Annotated in this window: 16 protein-coding genes; 10 read left to right on the top strand and 6 right to left on the bottom strand. The window is 58.6% G+C overall.

Annotated features, from left to right (window positions below; translation table 11 throughout):
* Window positions 1–33 precede the first annotated feature (33 nt).
* Entirely contained in the window at window positions 34–978 is a 945-nt protein-coding gene (phnD, locus tag ACYQ6M_RS20900) for a phosphate/phosphite/phosphonate ABC transporter substrate-binding protein (RefSeq protein ID WP_367020184.1), read from the top strand.
* 27 nt (window positions 979–1,005) lie between these two features.
* Here phnD and ACYQ6M_RS20895 read toward each other — a convergent pair whose 3' ends face one another.
* The 5 genes from ACYQ6M_RS20895 to ACYQ6M_RS20875 all read right to left on the bottom strand — a co-directional run bounded on the left by ACYQ6M_RS20895 (window position 1,006) and on the right by ACYQ6M_RS20875 (window position 5,440).
* A complete protein-coding gene (locus ACYQ6M_RS20895; protein ID WP_460075342.1) occupies window positions 1,006–2,190 on the bottom strand; it encodes an acetate/propionate family kinase in 1,185 nt (394 codons plus the stop codon).
* Window positions 2,191–2,192: 2 nt separating this feature from the next.
* Window positions 2,193–3,605 carry a bifunctional enoyl-CoA hydratase/phosphate acetyltransferase gene (locus ACYQ6M_RS20890; protein ID WP_022999747.1) on the bottom strand — a complete coding sequence of 471 codons (1,413 nt, stop codon included), beginning with the start codon at window positions 3,603–3,605 and terminating at the stop codon, window positions 2,193–2,195.
* 196 nt (window positions 3,606–3,801) lie between these two features.
* Window positions 3,802–4,392 carry a hypothetical protein gene (locus ACYQ6M_RS20885; protein ID WP_208993400.1) on the bottom strand — a complete coding sequence of 197 codons (591 nt, stop codon included), beginning with the start codon at window positions 4,390–4,392 and terminating at the stop codon, window positions 3,802–3,804.
* Between the two features lies 1 nt (window position 4,393).
* Window positions 4,394–4,948: a TadE/TadG family type IV pilus assembly protein gene (locus ACYQ6M_RS20880; protein WP_031268901.1), complete on the bottom strand. Its 555-nt coding sequence runs from the start codon at window positions 4,946–4,948 to the stop codon at window positions 4,394–4,396.
* Between the two features lie 27 nt (window positions 4,949–4,975).
* The gene (locus tag ACYQ6M_RS20875) at window positions 4,976–5,440 is read right to left on the bottom strand and encodes a pilus assembly protein N-terminal domain-containing protein (RefSeq protein ID WP_460075339.1); all 465 of its coding nucleotides are present in this window, start codon (window positions 5,438–5,440) and stop codon (window positions 4,976–4,978) included.
* A gap of 527 nt (window positions 5,441–5,967) precedes the next feature.
* Between ACYQ6M_RS20875 and ACYQ6M_RS20870 the strand changes: the two genes are divergently transcribed.
* From ACYQ6M_RS20870 to ACYQ6M_RS20830, 9 genes are all read left to right on the top strand, one after another.
* Window positions 5,968–6,156: a Flp family type IVb pilin gene (locus tag ACYQ6M_RS20870; RefSeq protein WP_022999751.1), complete on the top strand. Its 189-nt coding sequence runs from the start codon at window positions 5,968–5,970 to the stop codon at window positions 6,154–6,156.
* Window positions 6,157–6,308: 152 nt separating this feature from the next.
* Window positions 6,309–6,815: an A24 family peptidase gene (locus tag ACYQ6M_RS20865; RefSeq protein WP_022999752.1), complete on the top strand. Its 507-nt coding sequence runs from the start codon at window positions 6,309–6,311 to the stop codon at window positions 6,813–6,815.
* A gap of 393 nt (window positions 6,816–7,208) precedes the next feature.
* On the top strand, window positions 7,209–7,979 hold the full coding sequence (gene cpaB, locus ACYQ6M_RS20860; protein WP_031268903.1) for a Flp pilus assembly protein CpaB: 771 nt from the start codon (window positions 7,209–7,211) through the stop codon (window positions 7,977–7,979).
* 38 nt (window positions 7,980–8,017) lie between these two features.
* Complete coding sequence (locus ACYQ6M_RS20855) at window positions 8,018–9,427, top strand: type II and III secretion system protein family protein (protein ID WP_077290872.1); 1,410 nt, start codon at window positions 8,018–8,020, stop codon at window positions 9,425–9,427.
* A 16-nt stretch (window positions 9,428–9,443) separates the two neighbouring features.
* Window positions 9,444–10,148: a CpaD family pilus assembly protein gene (locus ACYQ6M_RS20850; protein ID WP_208984400.1), complete on the top strand. Its 705-nt coding sequence runs from the start codon at window positions 9,444–9,446 to the stop codon at window positions 10,146–10,148.
* 9 nt (window positions 10,149–10,157) lie between these two features.
* The gene (locus ACYQ6M_RS20845) at window positions 10,158–11,465 is read left to right on the top strand and encodes an AAA family ATPase (RefSeq protein WP_022999756.1); all 1,308 of its coding nucleotides are present in this window, start codon (window positions 10,158–10,160) and stop codon (window positions 11,463–11,465) included.
* Between the two features lie 31 nt (window positions 11,466–11,496).
* Window positions 11,497–13,017, top strand: coding sequence for a CpaF family protein (locus ACYQ6M_RS20840; RefSeq protein ID WP_055657464.1), 1,521 nt, complete (start codon window positions 11,497–11,499; stop codon window positions 13,015–13,017).
* A gap of 7 nt (window positions 13,018–13,024) precedes the next feature.
* Complete coding sequence (locus tag ACYQ6M_RS20835) at window positions 13,025–14,044, top strand: type II secretion system F family protein (protein ID WP_022999758.1); 1,020 nt, start codon at window positions 13,025–13,027, stop codon at window positions 14,042–14,044.
* Between the two features lie 8 nt (window positions 14,045–14,052).
* On the top strand, window positions 14,053–15,030 hold the full coding sequence (locus tag ACYQ6M_RS20830) for a type II secretion system F family protein (RefSeq protein ID WP_022999759.1): 978 nt from the start codon (window positions 14,053–14,055) through the stop codon (window positions 15,028–15,030).
* Between the two features lie 224 nt (window positions 15,031–15,254).
* On the opposite strand, the gene ACYQ6M_RS20825 is transcribed toward ACYQ6M_RS20830, so the two are convergent.
* Entirely contained in the window at window positions 15,255–16,031 is a 777-nt protein-coding gene (locus ACYQ6M_RS20825; RefSeq protein ID WP_051990112.1) for a tetratricopeptide repeat protein, read from the bottom strand.
* Window positions 16,032–16,168: the final 137 nt, after the last annotated feature.

Genomic DNA, 16,168 nt, shown 5'->3' with positions numbered 1-16,168 from the left:
TTGCAAGTTTCATCAGAAGGTTATGTCGGCAATATGGCACTTGTAAATCACCTGTTCCGCTGGCTGGCCCCCATTCTCGCGGCAGTCTTTCTCAGCGCTGCCACTGCCAGTGCACAGGATCCGGAGACCATGCCCGATCGGCTGCGCCTCGGTGTTGTCGTGGCGGCGGATGAAGGGGCCCGCGACCGGGTGGAGCCTTTCCGCCTCGCGCTTGAGGAAATTGCCGACCTGCCGGTTGACCTCTTTCTGATGGAAACCATGGCCGATGCTGTTGAGGCGCTTGCTTCCGGAAAGATCGACTATGCTCGCCTTTCACCATCCGCTTATGCTGCCGTGCATCAGCTCTGCAGTTGCGTTGAGCCGTTGGTCACCGCCGCTCCGGATGATTTTCCAGCGCGCTTTTATGCCCTTCTGATCGCGAAGCGCGGCGCAGAGCAGGGAACCCTGGCAGACCTCAAGGGGAAGCGCCTTGCTGTCGGTGGTACCGACTCCGTGACCGGTTATCGTGTTCCGCTCGCCAATCTGGCGGCTGACGGTGTCGACGCGCGCGCGCATTTCAGCACTCTTGTTGAGGTGAAGGACCCTGTTGAGGGCCTCCGCGCCGTTCTGGACGGCCGGGTCGATGCGACCCTTGGCTGGTCGTCATTGGCGGGGGAGGCAAAGAATGGCTATACGGCCGGAACACTCAATGATTTTTATGTTTCGGGAGAACGCGGTTTCAAGGATCTGGAAATCGTCTGGCGCTCGCCGCCGATCCCCTATTCCGCTCACAGTGTGCGCAAGGATTTGCCTGACGCGTTGAAACGGCGTCTCAGGGCCGGGTTGATGGACATGCGCCGGGAAGCACCCGACGCCTATCTGGCTATCGAACCAGACCTGCCGGGCGGTTTCGAGCCTGTGGTGCATGCCGACTACCGGCCGGTGCTGCGCACTTACGAGGACGATTACGCCACGCTGCTGGATCCAGCAGGCCGCTGAAGGAACCCTGCAGCGTTTGAACGATCGTCAGGCACCAGCGGCGGCGCTGCCCAGAAGCCGTTCGGTGTGGCGCCGGATCATTGCTTCTTCGTCGGTCGGGATGACCAGTACATTGATGCTGGAGGTGTCGGTGGAGATCATCTCCGCTCCAGCCTCGTTCCTGACCGGGTCGATTTCAAGACCGAGCCATTCCTGACCGGCACAGACCTTCTCACGGACCAGGGCAGCGTTCTCGCCGATCCCACCGGTAAAGACCACGGTGTCGAGACCGCTCAGAACGGCGGCCATGCCTCCGAGTTCCCGCCGGATGCGGAAGACGAAATAATCGATGGCTTCGGCGGCTTTCGGATCGTCGCTCTGCGTCAAGGTGCGCATGTCCTGGCTGATGCCGGAAAGCCCCTTGAGCCCGGACTGCTTGTACAGCAGATCGGAGACCGCATCGGGGCTCATGCCCTTTGTCGTCAGCAGGTACAGCACCACACCGGGATCAAGCTGCCCGCAGCGCGTGCCCATCGGCAAGCCGTCGAGCGCTGTAAAGCCCATGGTCGAGCCGATGCTCTGGCCTTCTCGAATAGCGCACATGGAGGCGCCGTTGCCGAGGTGGGCGACGACTAACCGGCCTTTATAGATTTCAGGATGAGCCTGCTTCAGATAGGAGCATATGTACTCGTAGGACAGGCCGTGAAAGCCGTAGCGGCGTACACCTTCGTCATAGAGAGGCCGGGGCAGGGCAAAGGTATCGTTGACCCAAGGGTGGCTGCGATGGAAGGCGGTATCGAAACAGGCGACCTGCATGGCCTCTGGAAAGGCTTCCCTGGCTGCAGTGATCCCTGCCAGATTATGCGGCTGATGCAGGGGCGCAAGCGGTTCGAGCGCCTTTAGGTCCTCAAGGATCTCAGCCGTCAAGCGAACCGGTTCGGTGTGAGTGACACCGCCGTGGACGACCCGATGACCTACTGCATCGACACTGCGTCCACCAAGTTCCTGTTCCAGAACCGGCAGGAGCGCTGCGAGCGAAGCGCCGTGGCTTCTGCCTTCGTCCGCGGACAGTTGCCGGTCCACCTTAGTGTCGGAAACCCGTGAGGCAAGGGAGATATGCGGCTGGGCACCCAGTCCGGAAATCTGCCCCTTGAGTTGAACGGTGTCACCCGAATAGAGGGTGAACTTGATCGAGGATGAGCCCGAATTGAGGACAAGAATGACCGGGTCCATGGTTACTCGCCGTCCCGGTCGAGGATACCTGCCGGATTGCCGGTTGCCTGCCAGTGCATGTAGAGCAGGGCGAGGGCACAGGAGGCGAGGCGGGCGCGGCTGTCGTCGGCTCTGCTCGTCAGCATGATGGGGACCTTCGCTCCGATCACCAGCCCGGCCGCTTCCGCGTGGGCGATAAAGGTCAATTCCTTCGCGAGCATGTTGCCCGATTCCAGGTTTGGTACGATCAGGACCTCTGCATGTCCGGCAACCAGCGAGGTGATGCCCTTGGTCCGGGCTGCCTGCACATCGACCGCATTGTCCATTGCCAGGGGACCGTCGACGATCGCACCGGTGATCTGTCCACGTTCGGCCATCTTGGAAAGAACCGCCGCATCGAGACTGGACGGGATTGCCGGGTTTACGGTTTCGATGGCGGACAGGACCCCGACACGCGGCATTTCCAGGCCGAGAGACAGGGCGGCGTCAATTGCGTTCTGGGTGATGTCGACCTTGGTGTTGAGGTCGGGCGTGATGTTGATTGCAGCATCCGAAATCAGGACCGGGGTCTTGCGACCCGGGATGTCCATCACGAAGACATGGCTGATACGCCGCTTGGTTCTGAGCCCGCCATCTCGTTTGACCACGTGGTGCAGAAGATGGTCGGTGTGAAGGTGGCCCTTCATCACGGCCTTGACCCGGCCTTCATGGACCAGCGCAACGGCACGGCCGGCCGCTTCCATTTCATCTTCGATATCGATCAGCTCATACGGACCGAGATCTTCGTCGAGTTCTTTGGCTGCAGCTTCAATCCGGCTCTTCGCGCCAATCAGAATCGGCATGATCAACCCCTCGCGGGCGGCCATCAAGGCACCTTCCAGCGAGTTGGGATCGTCCGGTGCAGCCACCGCGGTCGGCAAGGCAGGCAGGGTCTTTGCCAGTTCGATCATCCGGTTGAAGTGCCGATGACGCTGCACCAGGATCGCCGGAATGTCGCTGGAATCGAATTCGATAAGCTCTGTCGGCGCGGCGACTTCGGCAACGCCTTCAACAAGGCGGGTACCGTCTCCCCGTGTTACCGACATGTCAAACAGGACAATGTTGTCCGGACGTTTTTCGGTTGCCGTGACCCTGACATGCAGTTTGTCGCCGACCGCAGCTCCGCTCAGAAAGCGGAACGACTGCGCCTTGTAGATCGTGCCGGGGCCGGGAAGGATGTTGCCGAGCACCGCGGAGGCAAGCCCCCCGACCCACATGGCCGGTGCTACCGGTTTGTCGACCAGGCCATCGCCGGTCCAGTCCGTGTCGGGAAGATGTATCGGATTGTGATTGCCGGAAGCGTGCGCGAAAACCAGAAGGTCGTTGGAGGAGCATTCGCGGACGATTTCTGCGGTATCGCCGACCTTGATCTGATCGTAAGTCTTGTTTGTCGCCATCGGTTCAAAAAATCCCATACTTAAAAGTGCATATTGCGACGCAGCATTCCGGAGCAGATTAGCCGGAATGTGCGACGTTACAAATACGGGAGTTAGCGTAGGCGCGTGGCCGGCCGATTGAAACGGGATCAGGTAACGTGAAACAGACACGTTCTGGCGCCGCAGTTCCCGTTTCCAAGACGTTGCGGGTTTATCTTCAGCAGGCCGGACACTTGACGGTATCGGTCAATCGCGGGCGCAGATAATAGGTATCGCTCAGGTCGATCGAGGACGCCCGGGAAAAATACTCGGTAAAAAGACCGGAGAACGTCGGCACATAGTTCAGGTTGGCCTGCGTCACGACGATGGAAGTGTTCGCTGCGGCCACTGTGGCGGGCAGTTCGATTGGCGGTGTCGACCCTTCCGCCCACGGGCTGCCGCCTTTGGACGAATAGCTCCAGTCGACAGCGGGATCACCGTCCTCGTCGAAGGTTACACTGGCGACAATCGTTTCCAGATTGGTATCCGGATAAGGATCCAGGATCTTGCCACCCAGAGCCATCATGGCGCTCAGGTCGGCAGGGGTAATGGTTTGCGCCTGGGCCACAAGGTCGGCGACCGAGTTGGCTATGCGGCTGACCTTGCGGTCATAGTTCAAGGTGCCGGTGACCTCTTCCATGCCGATCAACAGGATCAGCAGAAAAGGCAGGATCATCGAAAACTCGATTGCGGACACGGCGCGCTTATCGGCGTGGAAGCTCCTCAGTCCGGCAAGCCGGCGCCGGAAGTGGCCGAAATGACGAGGCATCTTAGTTCCAGGGTTCATTTCGAAACACCAATGTAGAGGTGAGATAGCGTTCGCTGCCATGATCGGCGAGGTTGAGCGACAGAAGCGACGTGATCATCGGCCACCTGTAGATGACGTTGACCACGACGATCTCGCCCGCACCGGCGTCTTCGTAGTTGGACTCTTCCTTCAGGTTGCCGTCTTCATCGTAAAGACTTTCGCCGGCGGATTTGGCCAAGGCAAAAGCATCGACCTTGTCGACGTCGACCACCAGGCGATCCAGTGAACAGAGAAAGTCCGGCAGGTTACCGCAAATCCGGGTCTTGAAGGTGGCAGCATCGTAACCGCCATCATGTGCCTGGCCGGTGCGGATTTCGCGGGACGCATTGATCACGGCATTGTCGACCATCCGGTTTACGAAATGGGACAGGCCCACCTCGATGATCCCGAAAACGACTGTAAAGAAGGGCAGGGCGATCAGTGCGAATTCGACGGCTGTAGCGCCACTGTCGTTCTTGCCGAAGGACGCACGCCCTCTTTTCCGTCTCGAGACGAGGAGCCGTTTCAACAAGCGCATTCGGTGACTACTCCGTTAGGGGACCCGTTACTGCTGCCCGCCGGCTGCCTTGGTCGCCAAATCATTGCGTGCGCTTGCCTGATCTGCGGTTTCCTTGAAGGCTTCAATCGAGTCCCCAAGGCGCAAGACCGGTTCGCATGCCGGATTGCAGGACAGCGATTCCCGCGAGGCCTTCCTGTATACGGAGACGACGTCATCATCCGACGCCTTCACCGTAATGACTTCGTCGACGATCGGCTTGTTGTCACCATCAAGGATCACGAGGTTTGTTGTGCCGTAGCTCTTGCCGGTAATGACGACGGTGTTCTGATCGAACATCGCGACATCCGCGATAAAGGGGTTACCGACAATAACCGCTGCGGCGCCGTCCTCGATCCGAAAGACCTTGGCGCGATCGACCGTAACAAGCACAGGGCCGTCCTGTGCGACCGCAACGGTCGCGCCTAAGGCAACGGCGAAAAGGCTTGTCCATCTGATTAGCTGCGCAAACATGCCTATGGATACTCCAATTGTGCATTTCCATAGAAGATCATGCGTCAAACGTGGTGAACGATCTGCTAACGACCCGGCGAAGGAAGTGTAAATGGATGTTCTTTTGCTTTTTCAGGGACAATTCTACGTTTGTTTTGCCTTTATTCGTGGGTGCGTGGATATTCTTCTCCCTCGGTAAAATTTCAGAGGCGGGAAGAAAAATAGAAGTTCGGGGAATTAGCGTATAACGCCGATCAAGCCCAAAATAAAATCTAAGAAACAAACTGGACAAATCGCGCGAGCATGTAGATAATTCTGTATGAGATTGAATTATACGCGTTTATATTAAAGTTTTTTGATCGTATTAACGAAATTTTATCTATACGTCTTGTTAACTATAGTAATAATTGCCAGCATTCTTTTTGGCTGGGATGGTAAATTTAACTGCTTGGAAAGCTCTCTGTCCTAGGGTGAGCCTATGTCCAATCGGACACAAAAGATCCGACGGACTTGAAGCTGTCAATTCAGTGGTACTTGGAGCAAAACACATGAAATCTCTTATCAACCGTTTCGTAAAAGACGAATCTGGCGCAACTGCAATCGAATACGGCCTCATCGCTGGCCTGCTGTCCATCGTCATCATCGGCGCACTGGCAGCAACCGGTACGTCCCTGAGCGCGATCTTCACCCGCATTCAGACGCAGCTCGGCGTTGCAGCTACCGACATCGCTTCCTAAGCGTCGTCTGGCGGCTCAAGCTGCCAAACAGGTTGAACAAGAACGGGCGGTTTTTCCGCCCGTTTTTTGTTCTGCCGGGCCGTATTTCCGCGAAATGTTAACCTCTGCCCCCTAGCCTTGAGGCATCAGGTTTTCAACGAGACGAATGTTCCATGGTTCAGGCCGCAATTCTCGTCATTTTTCCGATGCTGGTCGCCTTTGGCGGCGCATCCGATCTGCTGACAATGACTATCCAGAACCGGGTTTCCTTGCTGCTGATCGCTGGGTTTGCCATTCTGGCGGTCGCGACAGGTTTGCCGTTGCAAGCCTGGGGAATGCATGCTCTCGCCTTTGCGGTCGTCTTTGCCCCGTGTTTCCTGTTCTTCGCCTTCGGATGGATGGGCGGAGGCGACGTCAAGTTCATCAGTGCCATTGCGCTCTGGATTGGCTTTTCGCACGAACTGCTGATGTTCGTTCTCTTTGTTGCTGTCTACGGCATGTTCCTGACGCTGGGGCTTTTGGCCTTACGGCAGAATGCGGTGGTGCCGTCCGTGCTTTATCGGCAGGAATGGTTCGCTCGTCTGCATGACAGCAAAAGCGGCATTCCCTATGGCATCGCAATCGCGATTGCCGGTCTTCAGGTCTATTCCTCTACTTATTGGTTCGACCTCATTCGTTGAGGTCTTGTCCTGATGGGCTTTGGCTGCCGGGTCGAATCGCGCCTGGCCGAAGACCTGTTGGCGCTCGACTACCGTTATGGGTCATCACTTTGAAGTGAGCCATTTGCCCCTGGTTGGCAAATGCTAGCCGGCGAACGGATTTTTCTGCTTCAGGCCGCAGCAATCCAATTTGTCTGCAGGTGTTTCAGACAAGCAAAAACACGGTCTTTGAAGCTGTGAGACGGTGTTGTGGCCCAGTATTCGTTGCAGAATGCATCAATTTAAGAAAGTGTTCAGTAAAGTTAACGAATATTAACCGAAAACATCCATATCTGATTAACCATGTTTTGACCAATTACCCCTCATCCTAGTCGGGAACAGCGCATGTGCGCATTGGAATATTGGGTTTTGGTCATGAAAATCGCGCGAATTTTCGTCCTGGCAATTGCTGTAGCGGCAGGCATCATCGCTTTCCGCATGGTCATGATGTCGGGCAACAAGCCAGCAGAGCCTCAGATCGTACAGGCACCTGCCGCCGAGCAGACCAAAACGCAGGTTTTGGTTGCCCAAAGGGATATTCCGCTCGGTGCCAAACTCACGGCGGACGACATGAGCTGGGCGAAATGGCCTGAAGATGCCGTTCCCTTCGGAGCCGTGACGAAAGAGGCCTCGCCTCTGGCCAACGAGGAATATGAAGGCCGAATCGCCCGGGCACCGATTTTTGCCGGTGAGCCCGTTCGCCCCGAGCGTCTTATTAATACCGACAAGGGCTTCATGGCGGCGATCCTGCCCAAAGGCAAACGCGCCATCGCCGTCAGTGTGGAAGCGGAAACAACGGCAGGCGGTTTCATTCTGCCGGGCGACAAGGTCGACCTGATCCTGACCCGCAAGTCGGATACGGGCGCTCTCAGCGAAACGATCCTGGAAAACATCCGCGTCCTGGCAATCGACAGCACGACCGCAGGCGAGCAGGACCAGAAGAACCTGTCACCAAAGCGCACGGCCACGCTGGAACTGACCCTGCCTCAGTCCGAGGTGGTCGCTCAGTCGCAGCAGATCGGCACGATCGCGCTTGCCTTGCGCAGTGCCCAGGATTCCGCCGATGACGCGGACGATGAGGGCGGTCGCCGCCGAGGTGTCAGCTACGTGAAATATGGCGTGACAAGCCAGGCAGGTGCGCAATGAGCCCGGTTGAAAACAGAACGTCCAGCAAGAGGGGCGCGATGAAAAACTATCTTCACAAGCTGGCTGCCACGGCTGTTTTGCTCGGAGGACTGATGGGAGTGTCGGCTCCGGCAGCACAGGCGGAAGGCAACTTCCCGAGCCAGGTCCATATCGCCGCTGGCGAAAGGGCTACGGGCCGCATCCTGAACGTCGGCGTCGGCCGGTCGGTGGTGGTCAATCTCGCGGAAGACGCAGCCGATGTGCTGGTGTCCAACCCGGAAATCGCGGATGCCGTCCTCAGAACACCGCGCCGCATCTTCGTGATCGGCAACACCGCGGGTCAGTCTCGACTGGTTCTGTTCAGTCGCAGCGGTCGGGAGCTGGCCAGCTTCGACGTCCGTGTCGAAAAGGATACGTCCGATATTACCCGGATCATCCGGAAGCTTATTCCCGGTTCCAACATTTCCGCAGAATCGATCAACGGCAGTGTTGTGCTCAGCGGAACGACCAAAAGCACGCTGGAAGCCCAGCAGGCAGCGGATATCGCGGCGAAGTTTCAAGGTGCCAAGGGCGCAAGCGAAGTCATCAACCTGATTTCCGTCGCCGGCAAGGATCAGGTTCACCTGAAGGTCACGGTCGCGGAAGTCGAGCGCTCGATCATCAAGCAGCTCGGAGTCCAGTTCCAGGGCACGATCGGCGTTGGCAATTTCACGCCCTTCATGTCCAGCCTGCCGAACTTTACCGTGAACCCTTCCATCGTGAACCAGGCAGTTGGCGGTACGCAGCTGTCTGCGGGAGCGACGAGCATCACCGCACAGGTGGAAGCTCTGCAGCGTGAGGGCGTCATCCGCACGCTGGCTGAGCCGACCCTGACCGCGATTTCCGGCGAAAACGCAAGTTTCCTCGCAGGTGGCGAATTCCCGATCCCGATTTCCCAGCAGGACGGCGAGATCAGCGTCGAGTTCAAGAAGTTCGGTGTCGGTCTCGACTTTACCCCCGTGGTTCTGTCCGAAGGTCGGATCAGTCTGCGCGTGAAGACCGAGGTCAGCGAACTGAGCAACGATGGCGCGGTCTCCGCAGGTGGGATCACAATTTCCGCCCTGAAGGTGCGCCGTGCGGAATCAACCATGGAACTGCCGTCCGGCGGCACGCTGGTGATGGCCGGCCTTCTGCAGGAATCCTATCAGCAGGCGATCGAAGGTGTCCCGGGTCTGATGCAGATCCCGATCCTGGGCGCGTTGTTCAAGAGCCGCGACTTCCTGCGTGAGCAGACGGAACTGGCGGTCTTCGTGACGCCCTATGTGGTTCAGCCGGTTGCGGTCAGCAAGCTGCAGCGCCCGGACAAGAACCTGATGGCGCCGTCGGATGCCGAGACGATTTTCCTGAACCGGCTGAACAAGATCTACAACCCGACCGGAGCCGCCGCCGAAGGCATCTATCACGGTCAGGTTGGCTTTATCTACAAGTGAGAACGGACGGATGAACATGTCAAACACGGTCCGCAGCAAGACGCTCTCGCAAACCGCACTTGTGGTCTTTGGGTGCCTGATCGCAGCCGGCTGCCAGAACCAGTCGCAGAGCCAGCTTCTGGCGTCTCACGACTACAGGCTGATGCACCCGATCGTGATCACCGAAGAGCCGGAAACGCTGGATCTCCCTGTTGGACGCAACACGCGTAACATCAACGGGCCGATCGAAAGCACCATTGCCGCCTTTGGCCAGCAGTCCCGGCAAAAGGGCGATGGATCCGTCGAGATCCTGGTGCCGTCTGGTGGGGCCAACGAGGCAGCGGTTCATTCCATCACGCCGAAGATCCGTCAGGCATTGCAGCGCGGGGGCGTTTCAAGGAACAGGATCAGCACCAGAACCTACTCGGTGGGTGATCCCGGCGCGGATGCACCGATCCGCTTGTCCTATGCGCGCATGCAGGCAACTGCGGGCGAGTGTGGGGCGTGGCCGAAAAACATCGGCGGCGGCTTCGGCGAAAACATCAACTACGAGAACTTCGGATGTGCCAGCCAGGCGAACCTGGCGGCAATGGTCGACAATCCGTCCGACCTGATCACGCCGAGAGCATCCGATCCTTCTGATCAGGGCCGGCGTGCTGTGGTCATAGAAAAATACCGGAAGGGCGAAGTCACCGCGGGTGACTTCAACGAAGGTGTCGGCGCCGAAGTTGCCGAGGACTAGGGGATAGCTATGAGTGCCAACCCAGACTTGAAAGATATGTCCGGCTACATGGATCCCATTTCCGAGCCTGCGGATAACAACTATGCGGGCAGCGACGATGGTCTCCATATCGGCTCCATCCCGCGCATCACGGTGCACGGCTTCTGCCTGACCGACGCCACCATGCGGGTGGCGGAGGCAGCCATGGAAGACCGGCGCATGGCAAAGGCGCACCTGAAGCTGGATATGGGCGGTATTCCGGCGGCGATCGAAACCTTCGAACAGGCTCCGACACCGAACCTGATCATCGTTGAGACGTCCGGCAGGCGGGAAGACCTTCTGTCGAGCCTCGATCATCTGGCGGAATACTGCGACGCCGGTACAAAGGTGATCGTCATCGGCGATGTCAACGATGTCATGCTGTATCGCGATCTGATTTCCCGCGGCGTCAGCGAGTATTTGATCACGCCTGTCAGCGTGTTCCAGCTGATCGGCTCAATTGCCAACCTTTATGCCGATCCCGAGGCTGAGCCGCTTGGCCGCACCATCGCGTTCTTCGGCGTAAAGGGAGGCTGCGGTGCTTCGACAATCGCTCACAACGGAGCCTGGGCACTTGGCCGCGTGTTCCAAAGCGAGGTCGTGGTGGCAGATCTGGATCTGCCATTCGGCACGGCCGGGCTGGATTACAATCAGGATCCTCTCCAGGGCGTTTTCGAGGCCGTGTCTTCTCCGGAGCGCCTGGACGAAACGTATCTCGATCGCATCCTGTCCAAATGCAATGAGCACCTGAGCCTGCTGGCCGCACCGGCAACGCTTGAACGCACCTACGACTACAGCGAGAAGTCCTTCGACCTGCTGGTCGAGACAATGCGCGCCGGGGTGCCGAGCGTCGTGCTGGACGTGCCGCATTCCTGGAATGCCTGGGTCAAGAACACACTGCTTGGCGTCGACGAGATCGTGCTTGTCGCAGAGCCAGACCTTGCCAACCTTCGCAATGCCAAGAACGTTGTCGACATGTTGAAGCAGCTGCGGCCGAACGACCGCCCGCCGCATCTCATCATGAACAAGGTCAACGTTCCCAAACGCCCAGAGATCAAGCCGGAAGAATTTGCCGGAGCACTCGGCCTGTCGGTTCACGCGATAATCCCGTTCGAACCGCAGCTGTTTGGAACCGCCGCCAACAACGGTCAGATGATTGGTGAGATTGACGGCAAACACGCGATTGCGCGTGTGTTTGACGACCTGGCACACACCATTTCCGGCAAGGCCCAGCCCGTCAGGGCGTCCAGGTCGAGCCTCGGTGGTTTGCTTTCGAAACTGAAGCGGAAGGCCGGCTAGGCCGGCCTGAGAGCGGAGCAGATAGTTCGTTATGTTTGGTAGACGTGGCAGCTCATCGTCTGGACCCCAGACCCTTCGGCCAGGTGGCATACCCGGGTTGCAGGACACGCCTGCGCCGGCGGAACAGGCTAAACAGCCGGAACAACCGGCGCCGCAGAAGATCCAGACCGAGCCTTCCCAGCCGGCGGCCGCGCCGACACCTCCGCCACCGCCTCCGCCGCCCGAACCTCAGCCGGCTGCCCCGGCAGCTCGGAAGAAGAACAGCGAATATTACGAGACCAAGGCCCAGATCTTCAATGCGCTGGTCGAGGCGATCGACCTGTCGCAGCTGGCTCGTCTCGATGCCGAAGATGCTCGCGATGAGATCCGCGATGTCGTGAATGACATCATCGCGCTTAAGAACGTGGTGATGTCCATTTCAGAGCAGGAAGATCTGCTGGAAGACATCTGCAACGACGTACTTGGTTATGGTCCGCTGGAGCCTCTGCTGGCTCGCGACGACATCGCCGACATCATGGTCAATGGCGCGCACACGGTCTATATCGAAACCTCCGGCAAGGTTGAGCAGACCGGTGTGACGTTCCGCGACAACGCGCAGTTGATGAACATCTGCCAGCGCATCGTGAGCCAGGTCGGCCGCCGCGTTGATGACAGCAGCCCGATCTGTGACGCCCGTCTTCCTGACGGCTCCCGTGTCAACGTTATCGCGCCACCGCTCGCCATCGACGGCCCGGCCCTCACCATTCGTAAGTTCAAACGCGACAAGCTGACACTTGACCAGTTGACCAAGTTCGGTTCGATCACGCCGGAAGGGGCGACGATCCTGCAGATCATCGGCCGTTCACGCTGTAACGTGCTGATTTCCGGCGGTACCGGTTCGGGCAAGACGACGCTGCTCAACTGTCTGACTGCCTATATCGAGAGCACCGAACGCATCATTACCTGCGAAGATTCGGCCGAATTGCAGCTGCAGCAGCCGCATGTGGTGCGCCTTGAGACGCGTCCGCCCAACCTGGAAGGGGAAGGCGAGATCACCATGCGCGATCTCGTCAAGAACTGCCTGCGTATGCGTCCTGAGCGGATCATCGTGGGCGAAGTGCGTGGCCCGGAGGCATTCGATCTCCTGCAGGCCATGAACACCGGTCACGACGGCTCCATGGGAACCCTGCACGCCAACTCCCCGCGTGAAGCCCTGTCCCGTCTGGAATCCATGATCACCATGGGCGGTTTCTCGCTTCCGTCCAGAACCCTGCGCGAGATGATCGTCTCGTCCATCGATGTGGTGGTCCAGGCGGCGCGTCTTCGCGACGGTTCCCGCCGCATCACCCATGTGACGGAAGTAATGGGCATGGAAGGCGACATCATCACCACCCAGGATGTCTTCCTCTACGACATTGTCGGCGAAGACCCGAACGGCAAGATCATCGGCCGCCACCGCTCCACCGGAATCGGTCGTCCGAAATTCTGGGAGCGGGCAAGATACTTTGGCGAAGAAGCCCGTCTGGCACAGGCACTGGATGCTGCCGAGATGCCTGAATATGTAGCTGATTGAGGACCCCATGTCCGGACTTGAAGAGTTTCTCACGCCTGAAATCACCGGCCTGGCCGTCGCCGCCCTGGTGATGCTTGCCGTTGGCGGCATCATCTACAGCCTGTTTCAGCCTGCTCTGTCCGGCTCCAAGCGGCGCGATCAGCGCGTGAACGCGGTCGCAGCGCGGCCCCAGAGCGAAAATCAGCGCAAGGCCCTTCGTGATGTCGACCGGCGCAAACGGTCGATCCAGGATCAGCTGAAGGAATTCGAGGTTCGGCAAAAGGCCAAGCAGGACAAGCAGCAGAAGGTCTCGCTGAAGGTCAAGATCGAGCAGGCCGGCCTGGCCTGGGAGACCCATCATTTCGTGATCTTCAGTATCGTTGCCGGTCTGGTCTTCCTGATCCTTGGATTGATTTTCAGCGGAAATCTGCTCATTGCGGCAGCCTTCGGTTTCGCCGGCACGCTGGGTTTCCCCCGCTGGTACGTTTCCAGCAAGCGCAAGCGCCGCTTCAACGCGTTTCTCGACGAGTTGCCGAACGGCGTCGACATCATCGTGCGCGGCGTCAAGGCCGGTCTGCCGCTCAGCGACTGCATCAAGGTGGTTGCCCGCGAAGCCCGCGAACCTGTCGCGACCGAGTTCCGCAAGATCACCGAAACCCAGATCATGGGGATTTCGCTTGCCGAAGCGGTCGGCAAGTTGCCCGAACGAGTTCCGCTGGCAGAAGCCAACTTCTTTGCCATCGTGGTTGCCATTCAGCAGAAGGCTGGTGGTGGCCTGGCCGAGGCATTGAACAACCTGTCCAAGGTGCTGCGCGGCCGCAAGGCCATGAAGCGCAAGATCAAGGCACTCAGCGCCGAAGCGAAATCCTCCGCCGGGATCATCGGTTCACTGCCGTTTTTCGTCGGCGGGATCATGTACCTCATTTCGCCGAACTACATTCTGGTCCTGTTCGAGACCACAGCCGGAAACATCATCATCGCTGGCTGCCTGTTCTGGATGTTCTGCGGCATCATGGTGATGCGCGCGATGATCAACTTCGACTTCTAGGAGACGACATGGATATCGATACCATCGCATCCAGTCAGTTTCTGGCAGCTGTTCTGGCCATGGTGGCGGTCACGGGAACCATCTTTTCCCTGGTGATGCCACTTCTGTCTCGCGACACGTTGAAATCGCGGATGAAATCGGTCGCGATCGAGCGCAACAAGCTGCGCGCCAAGGAGAGGGCCCGTCTTCAGGCAGCCCAGGCAGACGCAAAGGCTTCCCTGCGAAACCAGCCCAAGGCGCAGATGAAAAGCCTTGTCGACCGGCTGAATCTCAAGGAAGCGCTTTCCGATGAAAGCACGGTCGAAAATCTCAGAATGGCCGGCTACCGCGGCTCCGCACCGCTTTACTACTTCCTGGTTGCGCGCATAGCGTTACCTGTCGGTATCTTCGCCTTCACGGTGGCCTACGCATTTCTCGTGTTGCCCGACGACTTCCCGGCATTGTCGAAGCTCTGCTTCTGTCTGGGTCTTGCCGGCCTCGGCGCTTTCATGCCGAACATCTACCTGAAGAACAAGATCGACAAGCGCAAGCTGACCATCCAGCGGGCCTGGCCGGATGCGCTGGATCTCATGCTGATCTGCGTGGAATCGGGCATGTCCATCGAAGAAGGCTTCAAGCGCGTTGCGGAAGAAGTCGGTGTGCAGTCGGTTGAGCTGGCAGAAGAATTATCGCTCACGACGGCCGAACTGTCTTACCTGAGCGACCGCCGTATCGCGTATGAAAACCTGGCGAAACGCACTGGTGTCGAAGGTGTGAAGAACGTCATGATGGCGCTTATCCAGGCCGAGCGTTACGGTACGCCTGTCGGCACGGCCTTGCGCACGATGGCGGACGACACCCGCGAGCAGCGCATGCAAATGGCCGAACAGAAGGCTGCATCCCTGCCGCCGAAGCTGACGGTGCCGATGATCATGTTCTTCCTGCCTGTGCTGTTCTTCATCATCATGGGGCCGGCAGTGATTCAGGTGATCAACACCTTCCAATAGGCAGCAGGTTCGCTCTCCGGCGCGTTTATCGCCGGAGGCCCTGGGTTTACTCGGCGACAACCGGAAACCGGATGCGTCAAACGCGCAAAAGGAGTGCCGATGTTGAGCAGCACTCCTTTGGTCGTTTTTCCGAATTTTCTGGATTTAATTCTGGCCCGACGCCGGCAGTTCAAGGCCGTACAGTCATTGAGAAAAGCGGAACTTATTGAAACCGCGCTGTTGCCTCAGCCCTGCTGGCGTTTCTGCATCATTGTGCGCAGATAGGCGATGTTGGCCTGGGCCTGCTGCGGATCGATCTCGGACTGGGCCACCTGGATGGCTTCGTCAAACTTGCCCTGGATGCCAAGCACCAGAGCCAGGTTCTGGCGAACGCGGCTGTCTGCGCCGGGCAGGGTGGCTGCCTTGCGCAGGGTATATTCCGCGTCGGGCAGATCATTGGACAGCAGATATGACAGGCCCAGGTTGTTCAGGAGACTGGGATCGTTTGGCGCGATGATCAGTGCCTGCTTGTAGAGGCTGCGGGCTTTGTCGTGGTTGCCGGTCTGATCGTAAATCGCCGCTTCAGCGGACATCAGCCTCCAGTCCGGCGTGTCCGGCCTCTGAGCACCACGAATGACGTTCAGCGCTTCGTCGAAACGGCCGTTCATCGCCAGAACCTTGCCATAGGCGGAAGAGATTTCCCGGTCCTTGGGATGTGCGATCACACCGGACCGAAGAACGGCCATGGCCTGCGGTATTTGCCCGTTCTGGCTGAGAGCGCTTGAATAGCCAAGAATGGCGCTGCGGTCCTTGCGGTCGCGCTCATAGGCCTTGGACCACTTGGACACCTGTGCCAGCGCCTGTGAAGAACCTGGCGAAGTGTAGCCGGAGGCAGGGGAGTGGGTGCCGGTGTTGGCGCGGTTGGAAGCGCAGCCAGTGACAACGACAAGCGCCGACATGGCCAGCAGCGTCGTAGCGAGACGAGTGCGACGGCGAACGGAACCGGTTCTGGGCGATTGCATTTCCAACATCCTTGTTGTCGGCGGCTTTCAGGTTTCCTTATGAGAAATAGATAATTAACCCTAATGCTTGGTTAAGCACCGTTGCGAAATGCGAGAAGCGGTGCGCATCGACGCGCACCATATTGCGTCCGAACGCC

Source organism: Roseibium sp. ROS1 (assembly GCF_054658215.1).
Note: the sequence above shows the minus strand (reverse complement) of the source record. Positions and strands in the feature narration are given on the sequence as shown.